Genomic DNA, 18,975 nt, shown 5'->3' with positions numbered 1-18,975 from the left:
GAGCGTGTGTTGCTCGTCCAGCGAGTCGAGGGGGCCGACGCGACCCGTGTCGGCGAGAACAACGTGCCGAAACTGCCGGTGGTGCGCGCATCTAAAACGCCCGGGGGTCGGCACCGCCCATGAGGGCCCCGCCAGGGACGGGCGGCGGGAGTCGCCGCTCGTTCTGTGAGGGGAGAGCGCGTGCTTACGGGTGCGGAATCAGCTCGTCGCCAGGCCCGTCTTCGCTCCCGCCCCGCACAGCGGCACCACCGCCGTGCGTTCGCCCAGTGCGCCGTCGCGGACCGCTGCCCAGCAGGCCACTCCCGTCGACTCCACGTACAAGCCCCTTGCCGCCAGGTCAAGTTGGGCCGCCGTGATCTGGTCCTCGGTCACCGTGAGGAAGGCGCCGCCCGACGCGCGTACCGCCTGCAGGATCTGGCGGGCTCGGGGTGGGCGGGGGATCGCGATGCCCTCCGCGAACGTGGGCGCCATCGGGATCTCGCCGAGCAGGTCGTCCGCTCCGGCCCGCCACGCCGCGGCGAGCGGGGCCACGGCCGCGGACTGCACCGCGTACAGCTCGGGCGTCCGTTCGATGAGCCCCGAGGCCCGCAGTTCGCGTACCGCTAGCGCCGCGCCGAGCAGCAGCGTGCCGTTGCCGACCGGCACGACCAGCGCGTCCGGCAGTCGGCCGCCGAGGTCCTCCCAGAGTTCGTGGACGTAGGTCTTGGTGCCGTGGAGGAAGTAGGGGTTGTGGACGTGCGACGCGTAGAACGTGCCGGGGTCGTCGGCGGCGGCGCGGGCCGCTCGGGCGGTCGCCTCGCGGTCGCCGTCGACGACTTCGAGCCGCGCCCCGTGCGCGCCGATCTGCTCCAGCTTCTTGGGTGAGGTGCGGGCGGGGACGTAGATGGTGCAGGGGAGTTGGGCCCGTGCGCAGTACGCGGCGACGGCGGTGCCCGCGTTGCCGCTGCTGTCGGCGATGACCCGGTCCGGGCTCAGCCGCCGGGCGAGGGCGGCGAGGACGACCGCGCCGCGGTCCTTGAAGGAGAGCGTCGGCATCAGGAAGTCCAGCTTGGCCGAGACCGTACCGGCCAGCTCCACGAGGGGCGTGCGGCCCTCGCCGAGGGAGATCGCGGGCGCGGGCAGCGGCAGGCACTCGGCATACCGCCAAAGGGAGTTGACGCGCCTTCCGCTCAATACGTCGAGGGGTGCGGGCGTGGGGGAGAAGTCCAGGTCGAGGGGGCCCCGGCAAGTGGGACACGACCAGTCGAGCGAGTCCGACGCGACGCGGGTCCCGTCGGTCGGGCAGAGGTAGTCCGGCAGGCCGTCCGGCGTCGTCACAGAAGTCATGCGCGCAGGTTAGAGGGTCTGGAGTGCCGTCCGGGGGCCGGCGGCACTCGCCCCGCAAGGCGGCCCACGGGGACCCGTACGGGGCGGGGAGCGGTACGAGGCGGCCGGTACGGGGCGGGGAGCCGTGCCGGGCAGGTGGGGTACTCCGGCCGCTCCCGTTACGCCCAGGCAGGGCAGTACGTCGAGTACGTGCCACTTGGTGACGGTACGTCATGACAGCGCCATGGCAGTCGTGTTACGGCCGGTCCTCACCCTTGTCACTTCCCCATGGGTCCGCCAATCTTTCGTCTCGACGGAGGCAAATGCGGGCCCGTCGACTTGACATGATCTTGTCATCCAGACCTGTCGACCGCCTCCGTGCGTGTGGGTTCCACGGCACCAATCCCCCACCAGCGCACCACCTATTGAGGAGGACCCCTCAGATGGCAGTGATGCGTCACCACCGCCGAAGACTGGCCGGGATCGGCGCGACCGCGGTCGCGACCCTCGCCCTCGGCGTCGCCTCAGCCCTCCCGGCGAACGCCCTCCCGGCAGACGCCCACCCAGCGAACGCCCACCCCGCGAACGCCCACCCGGACGCCGCGCAAGGCCGGATCGAGAACGCCGGCGCCCCCGGCACGATCAAGAACAGCTACATCGTGAGCCTCGACGAGGACGCGCCGAAGGCCCGTTCCGCCGCCGGCAAGGCCCTCGCCAAGGAGTACGGCGCCACCATCGAGCGGACCTACGACAAGGCCCTCAACGGCTACGCGGTCGAGCTCTCCGAGGCCGAGGCGAAGAAGTTCGCGGCCGACCCGGCGGTCGACCTGGTGGTCCAGAACCGGACGTTCACCGCCTCCGCGACGCAGAACAACCCGCCGTCCTGGGGCCTGGACCGCATCGACCAGAAGAACCTGCCGCTGGACCAGAAGTACACCTACCCGGACTCCGCGGGGCAGGGCGTCACCGCGTACATCATCGACACCGGCGTCCGCATCAGCCACACCGACTTCGGCGGCCGCGCCTCCTACGGCTACGACGCCATCGACAACGACAACACCGCGCAGGACGGCCACGGTCACGGCACCCACGTCGCGGGCACCGTCGCGGGCACCCTGCACGGCGTCGCCAAGAAGGCCAAGATCGTCGGCGTCCGCGTCCTGAACAACCAGGGCTCCGGCACCACCGCGCAGGTCGTCGCCGGCATCGACTGGGTCACCAAGAACGCGGTCAAACCGGCCGTCGCCAACATGTCGCTCGGCGGCGGCGCCGACAGCGCGCTCGACACGGCCGTGCGCAACTCCATCGCGGCCGGCGTCACATACGCCGTGGCGGCGGGCAACGAGTCCACCGACGCGTCGACCAAGTCGCCCGCGCGCGTGGCGGAGGCCATCACCGTCGGCGCCACGACCAGCACCGACGCGCGGGCCAGCTACTCCAACTACGGCAGCATCCTCGACCTCTTCGCCCCGGGCTCCTCGATCACCTCGTCGTGGAACACCGGCGACACGGCGACCAACACCATCTCCGGTACGTCGATGGCCTCCCCGCACGTCGCGGGCGCCGCCGCCATCTACCTCGGCCAGAACCCCGCGTCGAGCCCGGCGCAGGTCTCCGCCGCCCTGGTCGCCGCCGCCTCACCCGGCGTCGTCGGCAGCCCCGGCTCGGGCTCGCCCAACCGCCTCCTGAACGTCACGGGCGGCACCACCAACCCGCCCGGCAAGTCGTTCAGCAACACCGACGACTACGCGGTCAACGACAACGCCACCGCCGAGTCGCCGATCAACGTCACGGGCGTCGACGGCTCCGCCCCGGCCGCGCTCTCCGTGCCGGTCGTCATCCAGCACACCTACATCGGCGACCTGCGCGTCCAGCTGATCGCCCCCGACGGCACCGCGTACACCCTCAAGGATTACGGCACCGGCGGGAGTTCGGACAACATCAACACCACGTACACCGTGAACGCCTCCTCGGAGACGGCCAACGGCACGTGGAAGCTGCGGGTCAGCGACAACGCCGCGCAGGACACCGGGAAGATCGACTCCTGGGGTCTGCAGTTCTAGGACGGCTCCCGGTTCCCCATCACTGCGCATCCTCGTCCTCGCGGTACGGCTTCGGGTCGGTGACCCAGCCCGCCGCGAGGACGAGCCGCGAGGTGCGGTGCACGGCCAGGAAGCCGAAGGGGCGGTCGAACGTGGCGTCCACCTCGGTGGTGACGTAACGCTCCTCGGGCAGGCCCGCACCGGCCGCAGCGAACGCCGTGACGGCGGCGGCCCGGAAGCCCAGCGCGCCGAACGTGGCCGTCGCCGTCTGCGCGCCCCGCTCGATGGCCGTCGGCTCGGCGGCGATCCCCGGGAAGTGTCCCTCGCCCCCGTGCCGCGCCGTGGTCAGCCCGAACAGCGCGTGCTCCCGCAGCAGATCGTGGTCGGCCGTCAGCGCGAACGGCACCGTCTTCACGTACAGCGTCGGCGGGCGAGGGCTGATGGCGCGCACCCTGCTGACACGCAGGCCCGGACCCACCTCCCCGTACGGCAACCGGGGCCCCGGAACCACCGGCAGCCGGCCCGCGAGGAGGTCCACGCCCGCGCCAAGGACCTGCCCCGGGCCCATCCGTTCCTCGCCGAGCAGCAGGTGGACGTCGATCCCGGTGTTCCCGAGCACCTTCAGCTCGGTCACCGCCCCGGCCGGGGCTCGGGCGACGCCGACGCGGTCGAGCAGTGACGTCGAGCGGTACAGGGAGGCGAGCGTCCGGTCCTTCCACGGCCCCGCCTGGGGCCACATCGCGCTCTCGGAGAAGGGGCGGAACCAGTCCGTCCGCAGCGCGAGTGCGCTCGCCAGGACGAACTCGGTGTCCTTGTCCGGGCGGGTCGGCATCCGTTCGATCTGCCCGCCCGTCCGCCGTGCCGCCCATGCGTCGAGGGCCGCCGCGTCCGCGTCGACGTCCCCGGTGAGCACACCGATGGCCGGTGCCGGTACGCCCTCCCGCCACGCGTCCCGCAGCGTCAGCGTGCGCCTGGTCCACAGGCCCACCGCCGCGTCCACGCCCCGCATGTCCTCCAGCGCGGCCAGCAACTCGCGGGCCCCGGCGGCGGCTTCGTCCGCCGGCAGCCCCACCGCGTCCGCGAGTTCGGTGCGGGCCGCCCCGCCCGCGCCGTCCGCGAGGAGGGCCAGCAGGGGCCAGACGCCGGGCGCCGAGAAGACGGTGCCGTCGTCGGGCGAGGCCGTCGCCGCCCATCGGGAGGTCAGACCGTTGACGGCCTGGAGTACGGCCCCCGTCGTCGATATGTGCCGTCGCATTGGCTACTCGCTCCCAGCTCGCATTCCCATGGCGCTCCCGTCCCGACGGGCTCCGGCTCCGATGGCGCTCCCGTCCCGACGAGGCTCCCGCTCCGACGGGTTTCCCGCCCCGTCTACGATGCGCCAGGCCGTCCGCACGGCTCGCCCCGCCCCACGTGACCGCCCCCGGCGCCGTCAACCCGCCCCGAAATCCAGGAGAACGCTACCCGTGGACATACCGCCGCCGCCCGGCACGGCCCCGTACCAGCGGTGGCCCGGCCCGTACTCCCCGTACTCCCGTCCGCCGGTGAACGGCTTCGCGATCGCTTCCCTGGTGCTCGGGCTCCTCTGCTTCCTGCCCGGCGTCGGTCTGGTCCTCGGCCTGATCGCGCTCGCGCAGATCAAGAGGAAGGGCGAGCGCGGCAAGGGGATGGCGGTCGCCGGCAGCATCCTCTCCGCGGTCGGCGTGCTGCTGCTCGTGCTCGCCGTCGTCACGGGCGGCGCGCGCGACTTCATGGAGGGCTTCCGGGAGGCGGCGCGCGCGTCGCGGCAGGACACCGGCGCCTTCCCGGTCGACAAGGGCGGCTGCCTGAACGCCCCCGACGGCAGGCTCGACTCCATGAAGTTCGGCCACCAGGTCGACGAGGTGCCCTGCGCCGGACGCCACGACGCCGAGGTCTTCGCGTCGTACCGGGTGCACCACGCCACGTATCCGGGCGACCGCGTGCTCACCGGGGTCGCCGAGACCAAGTGCGCCGACCTGCAGTTCGCCTATGCCATGGACCGCTGGCAGGACTTCGGCGACGCCGACCTCTACTACTTCGTGCCCGACCGGACGACCTGGCGCCGGGGCGACCGGCACGTCACCTGTCTCTTCGGCGCCCCGGACCCCGGCCACCCGCTCAAGGGCACGCTGCGCAGCGACGGGACGACGCTCGACGGCGACCAGCTCGCGTACGTGACGGCGGAGCAGGCCTTCGAGCGGGCGTACGGGAAGGAGCCGGACGCGGAGCGGATCGAGGACGACCTGCCGGGACACAAGGAGTGGGCCGCCGGCGTCGTCAAGGGCCTCGACGAACGGGTGCGGCTGTTGCGGGCGTACGACTGGCCTGCGAGTACGCGCGAACGCGTCGACGCGCTCGTCGCCGCGATCGGCAAGGGGCGGACGGAGTGGCGGAAGGCGGCCGAGGCCCCGGACGCCGACAGCTACCGCGACCACCGTGGGGCGGCGTTGGCGGGGATCGGCGACGAGCAGGCCGTCGCGGTCCGCAAGTCCCTCGGCCTGGCGACGACTTCGCCGCGCGACGCGACCCCGGGAGGCGGCGCGGGGTCGGGTCCGGACGAGGGGCACGACGAGACGTCCGAGGTGTGAGCGGCGCCGCCTCGGCCCGTGCGGCAGCCCCGTGCGGCAGCCGGTGCGGCAGCTGTTGAGGCCCACTCCCTAAGGCGATTTTGTCCGCTTCTGTGATAGTTCTTCGGTGTGACGTCCGCCGTGCCACCGCCCCCCGTGGCCAGGATCGTGGCCAGGACCCTGCTGCTGGCCGCCGGGCTCCTGAACGCGGCGCTCGCCGTCCTCGTCGCCGCCCCGCTGCCCCGCCTCCCGCTCCTGGTGCTCGTCGCGGGCGCCGTCACGTCGTGGGGCCTCGTGCTGCTGCCGCCCGGACTGCTCGGACTCGCCGCCGCCGCGCTGGCCGGCCGCCGTCACCCCTGGTGCGCGGGGCTCGCCGCGCTCGCCTCCTTCGCCGCCCTCGTGTACGGAGTGATGCCGTACGCGGCGGCGTACGGTACGGCGGTGCGGCAGGGCCAACCGCTCGCCCCCGCGCGGTACTTCGACGGCGTCAACTACGCCAAGGTGCCCGACCGCGCCCGCACCCTCACGTACGCGCGCGTGCCCGGCCCGCACGGCACCGGCGGCCCACGGGGCACCGGGGGCGCACACCGCGCGATGACGCAGAAGCTGCGGCTCGACCTGTGGGCGCTGCCCCGGCGGGGCGCGGTGCGCAGGCCCGCCGTCGTCTGGGTGCACGGCGGCGGCTGGAACAAGGGACACCGCAGCCAGAACCCAGAGTGGAACCGGTGGTTCAACGCCCGTGGATGGTCCGTCTTCGACATCGACTACCGGCTCGCTCCCGGCGCCACCCAACTCGACCAGATCGGCGACGTGAAGTGCGCGGTCGGCTGGGTCAGGCGGCACGCGCGCGTGTACGGGCTCGACCCCGAACGCCTTCTCCTCGCGGGCAGTTCGGCGGGCGGCAACCTCGCGCTCGCCGCCGCCTACACGGAGGGCGACGCCCGCGTCCCCGCCTCCTGTGGCAGGGCGGGCGACACCTCGGTGTCAGGGGTCGTCTCGCTCTACGGGCCCACCGACATGGGGCGGCTGATCGCCGGCACCGCGCTGCGCGGCGACCCCATGATCCCCCGGCTGATGGGCGGTTCGGCGGCGAGCGCCCCCGCCCGCTACCGCCTCGGATCGCCGGCCCGGCTCGTCCGCGGCGACGTGCCGCCGACGCTGTTGTTGCACGGGAGCGCGGACCGCGCGGTGCCGGTGGCGCAGGCGCGCGAGCTGGCCCGGCGGCTGAAGGCGGTCGGCGCCCCGGCGACGTACGTCGAACTCCCGTGGGCCGACCACTGTTTCGACGTCAACTGGGGCGGCTGGGGGAGTCAGATCGCGCGGGCGGCGACGGAGCGATTCCTGGGTACCCTTGATCGTTCGCCATATCCGCGGAAAGGCCCTGCGTAAAGACCTGCACGGGCAGAAATCATCACTTCGAGTGATTCCTTGGCCTTGGGTTGCACCCAACAACCCACGGTTGCCAGGCTGTTGCTGTCTGTCAACCTGATGGGAGTGGCTAGTGACTTTCGGTGAACAGCCGGCGTATCTGCGCGTCGCGGGGGATCTCCGCAAGAAGATCGTCGACGGTTCGCTGCCGCCGCACACCCGGCTCCCCTCGCAGGCCAGAATCCGCGAGGAATACGGGGTCTCGGACACGGTCGCCCTGGAGGCGCGCAAGGTCCTGATGGCCGAGGGCCTGGTCGAGGGCCGCTCCGGGTCGGGTACGTATGTGCGGGAGCGCCCCGTCCCGCGCAAGGTCGCCCGCACCGGCTACCGCGCGGTGAACGGCGGGTCGACCCCCTTCCGTCAGGAGCAGGCCGCCGACACCGCGCGCGGCACCTGGGAGTCCCGCAGCGAGCAGATCGAGGCGAGCGCCGCGGTCGCCGAGCGGCTCGCCATCCGCCCCGGCGACCGCGTGATGTGCACGAAGTACGTCTTCCGGGACGCCGGCGAGGCCATGATGCTCTCCACCTCCTGGGAGCCCCTCGCCGTCACCGGCCGCACCCCCGTGATGCTCCCCGAGGAGGGCCCGCTCGGCGGCTGCGGTGTGGTCGAGCGGATGGCGGCGATCGACGTCGTCGTGGACAACGTCGCGGAGGAGGTCGGCGCCCGCCCCGGCCTGGCCGAGGAGCTCACGGCGCTCGGCGGCGTCCCGGGTCACGTGGTGCTCGTCGTCCACCGGACGTATTACGCGTCGGGCCGCCCCGTCGAGACGGCCGACGTCGTGGTCCCGGCGGACCGCTACCGCGTCGCGTACCACCTGCCGGTGAAGTAGCCCGCCCCGTAGGGGCTTTGGGCCACCGCGCTGTCTCCGCTCGCCGCGCTGTCTCCGCTCTCCGCGCCCCCGCCCTCCCGCCGCCTCCGCTCTCCTGGCATGGCCGAGAGCGGTCCCCCTGTGTATCTCTTTGTGCAAAGCCGTATCCGCTGAGTAAAGGTCGGGCGTAGGCTCGGGCATATGCGGATTGCGGTTTCCTTACTGATCGAGGCGTGGGGCGCGCCGGGGGTGGCGAGCGGAGGGGCGCGATGAACGACGGGACGGGCCTGCTGCCCTGGCTGGTGATACGCCAGGACGACAACGGCAACCGCTACCGCGTGGGCAGGTACGCGACGAAGGCCGAGGCCCAGCGGATCGCGGACAGCCTCGACGACCGCGGCCACCGCCAGCTCTACTCCGTCGAGCGGCTGAGCCAGAACGGCAGCGGCCGCTGACCGGGGCGCCCGCCGCCCCGCCCTCGCCCCTGCCCCGCCCCCGCCCGGAGCCCGGCCCGGCCCGGTCCGGACGAGAGGCCCTAGGCTCCGCCGTATGAACGAAGACTCCGCCGCGGCCGCCCGCATCGTGGTCGGCGCCGCCCTGTACGACGCCGGACGCCTGCTCGCCGCGCGGCGCAGCGCACCCCCCGAACTCGCGGGCGGCTGGGAGCTGCCCGGCGGCAAGGTCGAGCCCGGCGAGCGGTGCGAGGACGCGCTGGTGCGCGAGCTCCGCGAGGAACTGGGCGTCGAGGCCGAGCTGACCGCCCGTGTCCCCGGCCAGTGGCCGCTGGCCAAGGGGTACGCCCTGCGGGTGTGGACGGCGCGGATCGTCGCGGGCGAACCGCGCCCCCTGGAGGACCACGACGAGCTGCGCTGGCTCGCTCCCGACGCCGTCTGGTCCGTCGACTGGCTGACCGCGGACGTGCCCGCCGTCGAGGCGGCGCTCGCCGCACTGCCGCACGCCGCGCACTGACCCCGTCTACGCCGTTCGTGCCACAGTGCGACCCGTTACGCGGTAAACCCACCTGGATATCGGGTATGTGCCCATTAACCCCATGAAACCGGACAGGTTCAGCCACTGGTCTGGAAGTGATCGGCGTGATCGACATCGAAGGCGACTGCGCCGAGTGGGCGTTCCCCGCGGACCCGGGCGCCGTCCGCACCGCGCGCACCGTCGTCCGCAAACAGCTCGCCGACTGGGGCCTCGCATCCCTGGGCGACATCACCGTGCTGCTCGTCAGCGAGTTGGTGACCAACTCGCTGCGGCATGCCTCCGGGCCCATCGGCGTACGCCTGGTACGGCCCACCGACCTCACGGACCCCACGGGCGCCCTCCTCGTGGAGGTGTCCGACCCGCTCCCCGACCCGCCCCTTGAGCGGGCGGCCGCACCCGACGACGAGGGCGGCCGGGGCCTCCAGCTGCTCTCCCGCTCGTCGCGGCGCTGGGGAACACGTCCGGGTCGTACGGGCAGGACGGGGAAGACGGTGTGGTTCGAGCTGGCGTTGCCGGGTTAGAAGACTGGCAGTGTGCGAAAGGCGTTCGGCACAAGGGCGGCACGGGCCAAAAAGCGTCGAGTACGTGCTGTGATCGTGAACGCCGTGTGGCGCGGCACCGTAGTGCTGGATACTGCGGTCAGCCGTACGCGGTGACCGGTGCCGGGCGCGGTGAGCTGGAGGGGACGGTTCGCGTGAGCGAGATACCAGCGAAGGCGACGGAGCTCGACGGGCCGTCGGACGACGCGAAGGCCCACGGGGCCACGAACGACGCGACGGGCGACGCCGCCCCGGCCGACAGGGGGCCCGGCGGCGACGTGCCGGTGGACGAGACGTGGCAGAGCGACCCACCCGGTTCGATCTACGACTACATCAAGGTCGCCTCCTTCTCCATCGGGCCCGACGGCCTGGTCGACCAGTGGAGCGTGCGCGCCGAGCGGCTGTTCGGCGTGGCCGCGCGGGACGCCGTGGGCAAGGACCCCATCGAGGCGTTCGTGCCGCCCGAGCTGCGCGCCGGGGGACACCGCAAGATGGCGGAGATCCTCGACGGACGGGAGTGGACGGGGTCGGTCCCCTTCCGGCTGCCGGAGGGTGCCCTGCCGGTGCCGGAGGGCGCCCTGCCGGCCCAGCGGCGGGGCGAGGAAGGCCCCGACGGCCTCGAAGGCGTCGCCGAGGTCTACGTCATGCCGACCGAGACGGAGGACGGTGAGCGGGCCGCGGTCTGCATCGTCGTCGACGTCCGCGCGCTCCGGCAGATCGAGACGGACCTCGCCGCCTCGCAGGCCATTTTCGGCCAATCCCCCGTCGGCTTCCTGCTCTTCGGCACGGATTTGAAGGTGCAGCGCGCCAACCGCCGGTTCGCCGACGTGTTCGGCGGCGGCGTCGAGGAGCACCGCGGCCGCACCGTCCACGACTATCTGCCGCGCCACGAGGCCGACCGCATGGCCGCCGCCCTCAAGCGGGTCCTGGAGACCGGCGAGCCCGTGACGGACCTGCAGATCGTCGGCCCCGCGCCGGGCAGCAGCGACCGCAGGCACTGGTCGATCGACCTCTACCGGGTGCACAGCGGTTCGGGCCGGCCCATCGGCGTCGCGGGCCTCGGCACCGACGTCACCCGGCGGCACGCCGCCGCCCGCGAAGCCGCCCACGCGCGGCGCAACCTGGCCCTCCTGAACGAGGCGGGGGCCCGCATCGGCAACTCCCTCGACCTGGAGACCACCGCGAGGGAACTGCTCGACGTGGCCGTCCCCGGCTTCTGCGACCTCGCCTCCGTCGACCTCTACCAGGGGCTCCTCGACGGCGACGAGACCCCGCCCGGACTCGCCGACGGCAGCGCGGACCTGCGCCGGGTGGCCTTCGCGAGCGCCGTGGCCGACGCCCCGTTCCCGGCCGGCACCGGACCCGTCGACGTCGGCGCCGTGCACCGCTTCGGGTTCACCTCGCCCTGCGCCGACGCCCTGCGCGCCGCCCGGCCCCGGCTGATCACCGCCGACGACGACGATTCGGCGAGCCGGCGCACCGGCGGCCTCGTCCAGTCCACGCTCGCGGTGCCGATGGTCGCCCACGACACGGTGGTCGGCCTCGCCCAGTTCTCCCGTACGAAGGGCAGCGAACCCTTCGGCGAGCGGGACCGGGCGCTCGCCGTCGAACTGGCCGCGCGCGCCGCCGTCTGCATCGACAACGCCCGCCTCTACCGGCGCGAGCACGAGCGCGCGTTGATACTGCAGCGCTCCCTGCTGCCGCCCGGCGACCCCGAGGCGTCCGGGCTCGACATCGCCTGCCGCTATCTGCCGGGCAACGCCGCCACGGAGGTCGGCGGCGACTGGTTCGACGTCATCGAGCTGCCCGGCCACCGCACGGCGCTGGTCGTCGGCGACGTCATGGGCCGCGGCCTTCGGGCCGCCGTCGCCATGGGCGAACTGCGCACCGCCGTGCGCACCCTGGCCCTCCTCGACCTGGAACCGGCCGAGGTGCTCTCCGCCCTCGACGAGATCGCCCGCGGCCTCGGCAACCCGGCCGGGCCCCAGCAGTCCACCCGCGCGGCGCGCAAGGGAGCCGGCGCGGACCTCGGCGAGGTGTACCTCGCCACCTGCGTGTACGCGGTCTACGACGCCGTCACCCGCCGCGTCACCTTCGCCAACGCCGGCCACCTGCCGCCCGTCCTGGTCGAGCCCGGCGAAGCCGCGCTGATGCTCGACGTGCCGCCCGGCATGCCGCTCGGCGTCGGCGGCGAACCCTTCGAGGACGTCCAGGTCGAGCTCCCCGAGGGCGCCCTCCTCGCGCTCTACACCGACGGCCTCGTCGAGTCCCGCCACCACCCGCTCGACGAGGGGCTCAACGCCCTGGTGAGCTCCCTCAACGACGCGCCGTCCGCCCTGGAGGACGCCTGCGACCACGTCCTGAACACCCTCGACACCCACCACGGCGAGGACGACATCGCGCTGCTGATGGCTCGCGTCGAGGGGCTGCCCGCCGAGCACGTCGGCGACTGGACGCTGCCGCGCGACCCCAAGTCGGTCGGCCGCGCCCGCGAACTGGCCTGCGACCAGCTGCGCGCCTGGGACCTGGAACGCCTCTGCGACACGGCGGAGCTGCTGGTCAGCGAGCTGGTCACCAACGCCCTGCGGTACGGCGAGGGCGACATCAGGCTCCGGCTGCTCCTGGACCGCACGCTGGTGTGCGAGGTGTGGGACGGCGGCTTCGTCCAGCCGCGCCGCCGCCGGGCCAGGGACACCGACGAGGGCGGGCGCGGGCTGCAGCTGGTCGGTTTGCTCAGCGCGGCGTGGGGCTCGCGCAGGACACCGCAGGGCAAGACCGTGTGGTTCGAACTCCCGCTGCCCGGTGACGCGGAGCCGAAGGACGCGGCGGAGGCGCTGCTCAGCCTGTTCTGAGTGGGGCCCGTACGGGGTTGGGGTGGGCGCGGGTCGGTCGGCTGGTGGCGGCGCAGGTGGGCGGGTGGTGGCGGCTCGGGTAGACGGGGCTGACGTGGTGGCGGTTCGGCGGGGCGCGGCTCAGGTGGTCGCCTTCAGGGCGGCGAGGCGGGCCGCGATCTCAGCCTCGTCGCCGAGGCCGTCCAGCTCCTCGAACTGCGCGTCGAGCGAGGACGCGGCGAGCTCCTGCCGGCCGAGCGCCCGCGCCTCCTCGCGCCGCACCTTGTCCTCGAAGCGGCTCAACTCGCTCGTCGGATCCATGACGTCGATGCTCCCGGCGGCGTCCATCATCCGGTTCTGCGCCTCCGCCGTCTTCGCCCGCGCCACCAACTGATCACGCCTCGACTGCAGTTCGGTCAGCTTCGACTTCATCCGGTCGAGTCCGGACCTCAGCTTGTCGACGACCTCGGTCTGCGAGGCGATCGTCGGCTCGGCCTCCTTCGCCTCCCGCTCGGACTGCAGCTGCCGCCCGAGCGCCACCTTGGCGAGCCGGTCGAACGTGTCGGCCTCCGCGGCGTTCCCGCCCGTCCGCAGCTCGTCCGCCTTCCTGCTCGCGGCGAGCGCCTTCCCGCCCCATTCGACGGCCGCGTCCTGGTCCTCCCGGTGATCCTGCTCCAGCATCCGCAGCTGCCCGATGGTGGTCGCGACGGCCTCCTCCGCCTCCCTGATGTTGTTCGAGTAGTCGCGGATCAGCTGGTCGATCATCTTCTGCGGGTCCTCGGCCTGGTCGAGGAGCGCGCCGATGTTGGCCTTGGCGAGCTGGGCGACACGGCCGAGGATGGTCTGCTTCGTCATGACCTGGATCTCCTTGTACGAGGGGTCGTCCGGGCGTGGACTACGGGGCTGCCGAAGGCGGCTCACGTCCTCCGGGGTACGGCCGGTGGGCTGTCGCCGACGGGCTTTCGGGTCAGAACCTGCCGCCCCCGCCCCGGCGCCCCCGCGTGCCGCCACCGCCGAAGCTGCCGGGACCACCGCCGCCGAACCCGCCCCCGAAGCCGCCGCCCCCGGGGCCGCCCCCGCCATGACCGCCGCCCCGGCGCCCGCCCCCGCCGAAGAGCTCGCCCAGGATGATGCCGCCGAGCACCGCGCCGCCCATCCCGCCGCCCCGTCCGCCCCCGCCGCCGAGCCCTCCGTACGGGTTGCCGAACCCCCGTACGTCGCGCTCGGCGAGCTGCTGCGCCTGCCGGGCCAGCGCGTCCGCCTGCCGTGCGTCGGCGAGCGCGGCGGCCGGGTCGCCGTCCCGCGCCGCCTCGGCCTGTGTCGCCTCGGCCCGCGCCAGATGCCGTGCGGCCTCGGCCAGCCGGGTCCGTGCCTCGCTGCCGACGGCCCCGCGGTGCGTGGTGACGAAGTCCGTCGCGGCCGCCACGGCGCTGCGCGCGGTGAGCAGCGCGGGGGCGAGCAGGGAACGCGAGCGGCGGTCGCCGGCCTCGCGTTCGCGGGCGCCCGCGAGGGCCTGGTCGAGGGCGGCGTCGGCCTCCTCGACCCGGCGCAGCGCGTCGATGGGGTCGTACGGTCCCGCGGCGACCTGGCCCCGCACCGCGGCGACCACCGACTCCGCGCGGGCGACCCGGCCGCGCAGATCGGCCGTGGAGACGCCCTTGGCGGTGCCTGCGAGGAGGCCGCGCGCGTCGGCGAGGTCGGCCTCGGACTCGGTGAGTGCGCCCGGCAGCTTCTCGGCGGCCTCGGCGAGCTCGCCGGCGAGCCGGTCGACGGCGTCCACGAAGGTGCCGGCCTGGTCCACGGCGCCCTCGGCGGCCCGCAGGTGGACGGCGGCCCTGCCGTTGTCGCCCGCGTCGGCGCTCTGCCGGGCCATGGCCAGGTGGGTGGTGGCGAAGACCAGCCGGTCCTTGGCCTGCTCGACGTGGCCGAGCACGGAGGCGTACGCGGTCGCCGCGTAGGTCCGACGCAGCCCGGCGAGGGTGGCCTCGGCGCCCTCCGTACGCCCCGCAACCCGCTGATACGCCCTCTCGACATGGTCGAGGGCCTGCGGCGCGTTCTTCTCCAGGGCGCGCAACCGGTCGAAGTCCGCCGTCTCCGCGTCAAGCCGGCGGCCCGCCTCCGTGCAGCGCGCGACGATCTCGTCCAGCATGCGCCGCCGGGTGGCGTCGTCCTCGGGGAACGCGTCGTCCAGCTCCTGCCGCAGCCGGAACGCCGCCGTCAGCTCCCCCTGCGCGTACGCGAGCGCCGCCCCGAACGGCCGGGCCGCCTCCTCCCCGAACTGCGCGGTGGCGAAGCCGAGCTCCTCGGTGCTGGTGCGGACGGCGTCGTCGGTCTCCACGAGGAGCCGCCGGGCCTGCGCGTCGAGCTCCGGGAGCGGCGTCGGATTCCGGCCGGCCCCCTGTCCCCAGCCGCCGCCAGGCGTCGTACGGGTGGTGGCGCGCTTCCTGCGCCGCTTGTACGCGACCGTCGCGGCGACCCCGGCCGCACACGCCGCCGCCACCGGCAGCACCAGGTCCCCGGTGACGGACTCGTCCGCGCCACGGCCGGGGTCGGCCGGGCCGGGGGTGACCGACGGGGTGGGCACGGGCCGCCCGGCGAGCACGGCGCGGTAGCCGTCCGCGGCGCCGACGGCCGCCCCCGCCCAGTCGTTGTGGCGCAGGGCGGGCCTGATCGCGGTGGTCGCCACGGACCGCAGCTGCGCGTCGGTCAGCCGCGACCCGTCGTCCACGGAATAGGCGAACTGCCGGTCGTGCGTGGCCACGGCGAGCAGCACGTCGTCGAGCCCGAGCCCGCCCCGCTCCGCGGTGGCGTCCGCCCAGTCCTGCGGGGAGCGCCCGGAGAAGTCCCGGACATAGACGACGAAGAGCTGCACGCCGTGCTCGTCGTAGAGCCGGTCGAGGGCCCGCTTCACCTCACCCGCGCGGTCCCCGAGGGCCTCCGTCCGGTCGGTGACCTGCCCGCGCCGCGAGAGCGGGACGGGATCGTCGGCGAGCGCGGGGGAGGGGTTCAGCAGCACGCACCACCCGAGCAGCACGGCCACCCCGGCCGCGGCTGCCCGCGCGACCAGGTACGAGGACGGCTTCACATTTCGGAGCGTAGGGCGGCATCCGGGGCGCCGCGACCTGGGAGACGACGCCCTGAAGTGCGCCGATGCCGGGCGCCGGGCGCCGGGCGCCGGGCGCCGGGCGCCGGGCGCCGGACGTCGGCGCCGGTCGGCCGGCCCGTGGGCTCGTGGGCCCGTGGGCCCGTGGGCCTGTGGGCCTGTGGGCCTGTGGGCCTGTGGGCCCGAGCGGATCGTGGGTCGTACGGTAGGCGGGTAGGCGGGTAGGCGGGTAGGCGGTAGGCGGGTACGCGGCAGCCGGTACGCGGGAGGTGCTGAGCGGCGGCCGGTACGCGGGAGGTGCTGAGCGGCGGCCGGTACGCGGGAGGTGCTGAGCGGCAGCCGGTACGCGGCAGGCGCCCTGCGCAGCCGGTACCCGGCAGACGGCGGGCCGCCCGCTCTCAGTCCCGCCCCGCGGCCGCCCCCGCCAACTCCCCGACGCGTTCGACCGCCGCGCTCAGCCGCGCCCCCACACCAGCACCCTCGGCAGTTCCGATGTGCGGTCGTTGTCGCTGGGGCGCAGGCCCGATTCGGTGCTGTTCTTCCAGGTCATCGTGACCATGGGGGTGTCGCCCTCGCCGACGGTCACCTTCGAGCCCGCGTAGCGTTGGCCCGGGGCCGTCTTCTCGCGGAGCCGGGCCGCCGTGGCGTCGGCCGCCTTCCGTGAGGCGGTGCGGGCGCAGAGCGTCTCCGAAGAGGACGTGCCGTCCTTGCCGAGCCGCCCGCCGATCGCCAGGAGGACGACATCCGCGTCCACCCGCTTGGCGTAGAACGACGCCTCGTACACGTCGCCCAGGCAGTCGGCCACCGCCGTGTACGCCTCGTCGTCCCGCAGGGACGTGCCCGGCGCGGCGAGGCCGAGTGCGATGTCCGAGCGCTTGGCGGCACGGGCCGTGCCCGAGACCTCGAACGTCCCGTCCCCGCTGCCCTTCTCGTACCGCGTGCCGTGCTCGGTGCGGGTGGCCCGGTACCCCTGCTTCTTCATCGCGCGCCCGACCGAGTCCGTGTCGAACTCCCCGGTGAGCAGCGAGCTGTTGCCGACCGTGACGGACGTCTTCACGTCCTTCGCGTCGAACCCCCAGTCCGCGCGGACACTCCCGCCCGTGTAGCCGTGCTGGACCACTTCGAGGATGCCGAAGCCGTCCAGGCCGCGGTAGAGCTTCGGGTCCTCGGCGACCAGCCGGCGAGCGGTGCGCACGTCCCGGTACATCATTCCCTGGTCGGCCGCCGAGGCCGGCACCGCGTCGAGCGCGCGCTCGAGCCCCGTACCGTCGCCGTCGTCGTCGCTGCCGCCCGGCAGGGAGCAGCCGACGGCGCCCACGCTCAGCGCGCCGGCGAGCAGCAGGACCGGCAGGGCTGGCAGGAGGCGGGAGCGGCGGGGTATGCGCATGCGCGGCAGTGTGGCACGGCAGCCCTCCCGGGCACGGGGGAACGGGACTTCCCGGGGGCTCCTGACCCCGCCCCTCTTACCACCCGGCCCCTCATTACCTGGGAACCATCCGGCCCCTCATTACCTGGGACGTAATCGACCCCTGTGTCGGCGAGCGGCAGTCTTGAGTCATCGCCCCACAAGACGAGAACCACTCCACAGGAGGCTGACCAGCCATGACCGCACACGACACCGCCGCGTACGAGACCGCCGTCGCCCGCTACTTCGAGGCCTGGAACGTGGAGGGCGCCGAGAACATCGACAAGGCCGTCACCGCCGCCTGGACCGAGGACGGCAGCTACACGGACCCGCTGGCAGACGTCTCCGGGCACGAGGGGATCGCCGCCGTGATCAAGGGGGCCCACGAGCAGTTCCCCGGCTTCGAGTTCCGCCGGACCGGTGCGGTCGACGGGCACCACGACATCGCGCGCTTCACCTGGGAGCTCGTCTCGCCGGCGGACGGGTCCGCGCCCGTCGCCGGATCCGACGTCATCACGCTGGCCGACGACGGCCGGATCCGCACGGTTCACGGATTCCTGGACCGCGTACCGACGGCCTGACTGAGCGGACCTACAGGGGATTCCCAGGGGATTCCCAGGGGACCCCCAGGGGACCCAGAGGTCGAAGCGTGCCGGCCTCAGTCCCTGAACTCCACCTCCGGGTACCGCCCGGACGGCGCGTCGAGCAGGCCGTCGTTGCTTCCCTTCAGCCATCGGTCGAAGAACGAGGCCACGTAGGCCCGTTGGGCCGCCACCGCACGCGACGGGGCGACCGTTCCTATGTTCTGCTCCAGGACCTCCCCGGTCACGCCCGCCTGCGGCAGCACCGCGGACAGGTCCGTGTACGCCTGGTGCAGCGAGCCCCGCAGCATCAGGTTCCGTTTCCAGCCGGAGCCGTGGGACAGGAACGATCGCCACGCCGGCTCCGTCGGCCGGTCGCTGCCCATCAGAAGGAACGGCCGGTCCAGGCCGTGCCGTGCGACCGGCATCAGACGCGTGCCCTCGGGCTCCGCGTTGTACTCGAGGGTGCCGTCCAGATCGACCCCGGCGCTCACCCTGCGGTCCTCGTACATCGTCTCGGCCGCCGCGATCCCGCCCGCCGAGTGGCCGACCATGCCCACCCGCCGTCGGTCGACGACCCGGGACAGGCCGTGCGGCAGCGAGCCGAGGCGGTCGAGGACGAACCGCGAGTCGGCGACCCGGGTGTCGACCGTCCGCCGCAGCAACCGCGGCACCGTGCCGTTCTTCTGCGCCTCCTCGAAGGCCTTCAGGAGCGGGCCGGCGTCCTTGACCGAGCCGTCGGGGAACTGCACGCCGGGGCTCTCGTAGGTGTGGTCGACGGTGACCACGACATAGCCGCGGCTCGCCAACTCCTCGACCAGGGCGGTGCCCCAGGTGCGCGGATCGCCCGCCCCCGCCGCGTACACCAGGACGGGGTGCCGCCCGTGCCGGGTGTCGGCCGGCGCACCCTCCCTGGCGTGCGTGCGCAGGGCCGCGAAGTCGACCGCGCCGCGCGGTATCCCGTGCGGCGCCATGGCGTCCCAGCGGGCGGCGGCGCCCGGCGCCATGTACCCGGCGCGGGGGTGGCCGTCGCCGCCGGACGCGGCCGGGTACCAGACGCTGACCATCAGTTCCCGGTACGGCTGCGAGGGCACCCACGGATCGTGCCGCGACCGGTCGACGAGGCGGGCCGAGACGGTGCCGATCCCGTACGGCCCGGTGGGCGCGGGGAGTTGGACGGTGGCGCGCGCGGCGGGCGCCCGCGGGGGCGTCGCCGCGGACGCGGGGAGCGTGAGCGCGGTGGCCGCGAGCCCCGCGGCCGCGAGGCCGACCAGCGAGCGACGGGTCAAGGAAGCGCGAGAGGTCATGCCTCCATGCTGATCGCCACGCACCCCTCGCCACCATGGGGGAAATCATGG

The 18,975-nt window shown here is 73.8% G+C and carries 15 protein-coding genes; 9 read left to right on the top strand and 6 right to left on the bottom strand.

Annotated features, from left to right (window positions below):
• Positions 1-198: 198 nt before the first annotated feature.
• On the bottom strand, positions 199-1,326 hold the full coding sequence (locus ACZ6CV_RS06670) for a threonine synthase (protein ID WP_469249877.1): 1,128 nt from the start codon (positions 1,324-1,326) through the stop codon (positions 199-201).
• A gap of 422 nt (positions 1,327-1,748) precedes the next feature.
• On the opposite strand from ACZ6CV_RS06670, the gene ACZ6CV_RS06665 reads away from it, so the two are divergent.
• Positions 1,749-3,368: a S8 family peptidase gene (locus ACZ6CV_RS06665; RefSeq protein WP_469249876.1), complete on the top strand. Its 1,620-nt coding sequence runs from the start codon at positions 1,749-1,751 to the stop codon at positions 3,366-3,368.
• Between the two features lie 19 nt (positions 3,369-3,387).
• Here the strand turns inward: ACZ6CV_RS06665 and ACZ6CV_RS06660 are convergent, their stop codons facing one another.
• A complete protein-coding gene (locus tag ACZ6CV_RS06660) occupies positions 3,388-4,602 on the bottom strand; it encodes a serpin family protein (protein WP_469249875.1) in 1,215 nt (404 codons plus the stop codon).
• 208 nt (positions 4,603-4,810) lie between these two features.
• On the opposite strand from ACZ6CV_RS06660, the gene ACZ6CV_RS06655 reads away from it, so the two are divergent.
• The 7 genes from ACZ6CV_RS06655 (at position 4,811) to ACZ6CV_RS06625 (ending at position 12,549) form a co-directional block, all read left to right on the top strand.
• Positions 4,811-5,953, top strand: a complete 1,143-nt coding sequence (locus tag ACZ6CV_RS06655) for a DUF4190 domain-containing protein (protein WP_469249874.1) — start codon at positions 4,811-4,813, stop codon at positions 5,951-5,953.
• Between the two features lie 108 nt (positions 5,954-6,061).
• Positions 6,062-7,321: an alpha/beta hydrolase fold domain-containing protein gene (locus ACZ6CV_RS06650; protein WP_469249873.1), complete on the top strand. Its 1,260-nt coding sequence runs from the start codon at positions 6,062-6,064 to the stop codon at positions 7,319-7,321.
• Positions 7,322-7,433: 112 nt separating this feature from the next.
• Positions 7,434-8,189 (top strand): GntR family transcriptional regulator, encoded by a 756-nt coding sequence (locus tag ACZ6CV_RS06645; protein WP_469249872.1) that lies wholly within the window; start codon positions 7,434-7,436, stop codon positions 8,187-8,189.
• Positions 8,190-8,437: 248 nt separating this feature from the next.
• Complete coding sequence (locus ACZ6CV_RS06640; protein WP_358710254.1) at positions 8,438-8,623, top strand: SPOR domain-containing protein; 186 nt, start codon at positions 8,438-8,440, stop codon at positions 8,621-8,623.
• 94 nt (positions 8,624-8,717) lie between these two features.
• The gene (locus ACZ6CV_RS06635) at positions 8,718-9,137 is read left to right on the top strand and encodes a (deoxy)nucleoside triphosphate pyrophosphohydrolase (RefSeq protein ID WP_362364230.1); all 420 of its coding nucleotides are present in this window, start codon (positions 8,718-8,720) and stop codon (positions 9,135-9,137) included.
• 116 nt (positions 9,138-9,253) lie between these two features.
• Positions 9,254-9,679 carry an ATP-binding protein gene (locus ACZ6CV_RS06630; protein ID WP_362364233.1) on the top strand — a complete coding sequence of 142 codons (426 nt, stop codon included), beginning with the start codon at positions 9,254-9,256 and terminating at the stop codon, positions 9,677-9,679.
• 173 nt (positions 9,680-9,852) lie between these two features.
• Complete coding sequence (locus tag ACZ6CV_RS06625; RefSeq protein ID WP_469249871.1) at positions 9,853-12,549, top strand: SpoIIE family protein phosphatase; 2,697 nt, start codon at positions 9,853-9,855, stop codon at positions 12,547-12,549.
• Between the two features lie 120 nt (positions 12,550-12,669).
• Here ACZ6CV_RS06625 and ACZ6CV_RS06620 read toward each other — a convergent pair whose 3' ends face one another.
• From ACZ6CV_RS06620 to ACZ6CV_RS06610, 3 genes are all read right to left on the bottom strand, one after another.
• Entirely contained in the window at positions 12,670-13,383 is a 714-nt protein-coding gene (locus ACZ6CV_RS06620; protein WP_469249870.1) for a PspA/IM30 family protein, read from the bottom strand.
• A 112-nt stretch (positions 13,384-13,495) separates the two neighbouring features.
• A complete protein-coding gene (locus tag ACZ6CV_RS06615) occupies positions 13,496-15,613 on the bottom strand; it encodes a TPM domain-containing protein (RefSeq protein WP_469249869.1) in 2,118 nt (705 codons plus the stop codon).
• A gap of 472 nt (positions 15,614-16,085) precedes the next feature.
• Positions 16,086-17,018: a hypothetical protein gene (locus ACZ6CV_RS06610; protein ID WP_469249868.1), complete on the bottom strand. Its 933-nt coding sequence runs from the start codon at positions 17,016-17,018 to the stop codon at positions 16,086-16,088.
• Positions 17,019-17,233: 215 nt separating this feature from the next.
• Between ACZ6CV_RS06610 and ACZ6CV_RS06605 the strand changes: the two genes are divergently transcribed.
• Positions 17,234-17,617: a nuclear transport factor 2 family protein gene (locus ACZ6CV_RS06605; RefSeq protein WP_469249867.1), complete on the top strand. Its 384-nt coding sequence runs from the start codon at positions 17,234-17,236 to the stop codon at positions 17,615-17,617.
• A gap of 77 nt (positions 17,618-17,694) precedes the next feature.
• Here the strand turns inward: ACZ6CV_RS06605 and ACZ6CV_RS06600 are convergent, their stop codons facing one another.
• A complete protein-coding gene (locus ACZ6CV_RS06600; RefSeq protein WP_469249866.1) occupies positions 17,695-18,924 on the bottom strand; it encodes an alpha/beta hydrolase family protein in 1,230 nt (409 codons plus the stop codon).
• Positions 18,925-18,975 lie beyond the last annotated feature (51 nt).

It is taken from the genome of Streptomyces sp. NPDC041713, from assembly GCF_055591085.1.
The sequence above is the reverse complement of the archived record's forward strand: the minus strand, read 5'-3'. Positions and strand labels throughout refer to the sequence as shown.

Excerpts from the sequence above, each read along its gene's own strand:
- ACZ6CV_RS06670 (WP_469249877.1), bottom strand. The coding sequence starts at position 1,326 with ATGACTTCTGTGACGACGCCGGACGGCCTGCCGGACTACCTCTGCCCG.
- ACZ6CV_RS06665 (WP_469249876.1), top strand. The coding sequence starts at position 1,749 with ATGGCAGTGATGCGTCACCACCGCCGAAGACTGGCCGGGATCGGCGCG.
- ACZ6CV_RS06660 (WP_469249875.1), bottom strand. The coding sequence starts at position 4,602 with ATGCGACGGCACATATCGACGACGGGGGCCGTACTCCAGGCCGTCAAC.
- ACZ6CV_RS06640 (WP_358710254.1), top strand. The coding sequence starts at position 8,438 with ATGAACGACGGGACGGGCCTGCTGCCCTGGCTGGTGATACGCCAGGAC.
- ACZ6CV_RS06635 (WP_362364230.1), top strand. The coding sequence starts at position 8,718 with ATGAACGAAGACTCCGCCGCGGCCGCCCGCATCGTGGTCGGCGCCGCC.
- ACZ6CV_RS06620 (WP_469249870.1), bottom strand. The coding sequence starts at position 13,383 with ATGACGAAGCAGACCATCCTCGGCCGTGTCGCCCAGCTCGCCAAGGCC.
- ACZ6CV_RS06610 (WP_469249868.1), bottom strand. The coding sequence starts at position 17,018 with ATGCGCATACCCCGCCGCTCCCGCCTCCTGCCAGCCCTGCCGGTCCTG.
- ACZ6CV_RS06605 (WP_469249867.1), top strand. The coding sequence starts at position 17,234 with ATGACCGCACACGACACCGCCGCGTACGAGACCGCCGTCGCCCGCTAC.
- ACZ6CV_RS06600 (WP_469249866.1), bottom strand. The coding sequence starts at position 18,924 with ATGACCTCTCGCGCTTCCTTGACCCGTCGCTCGCTGGTCGGCCTCGCG.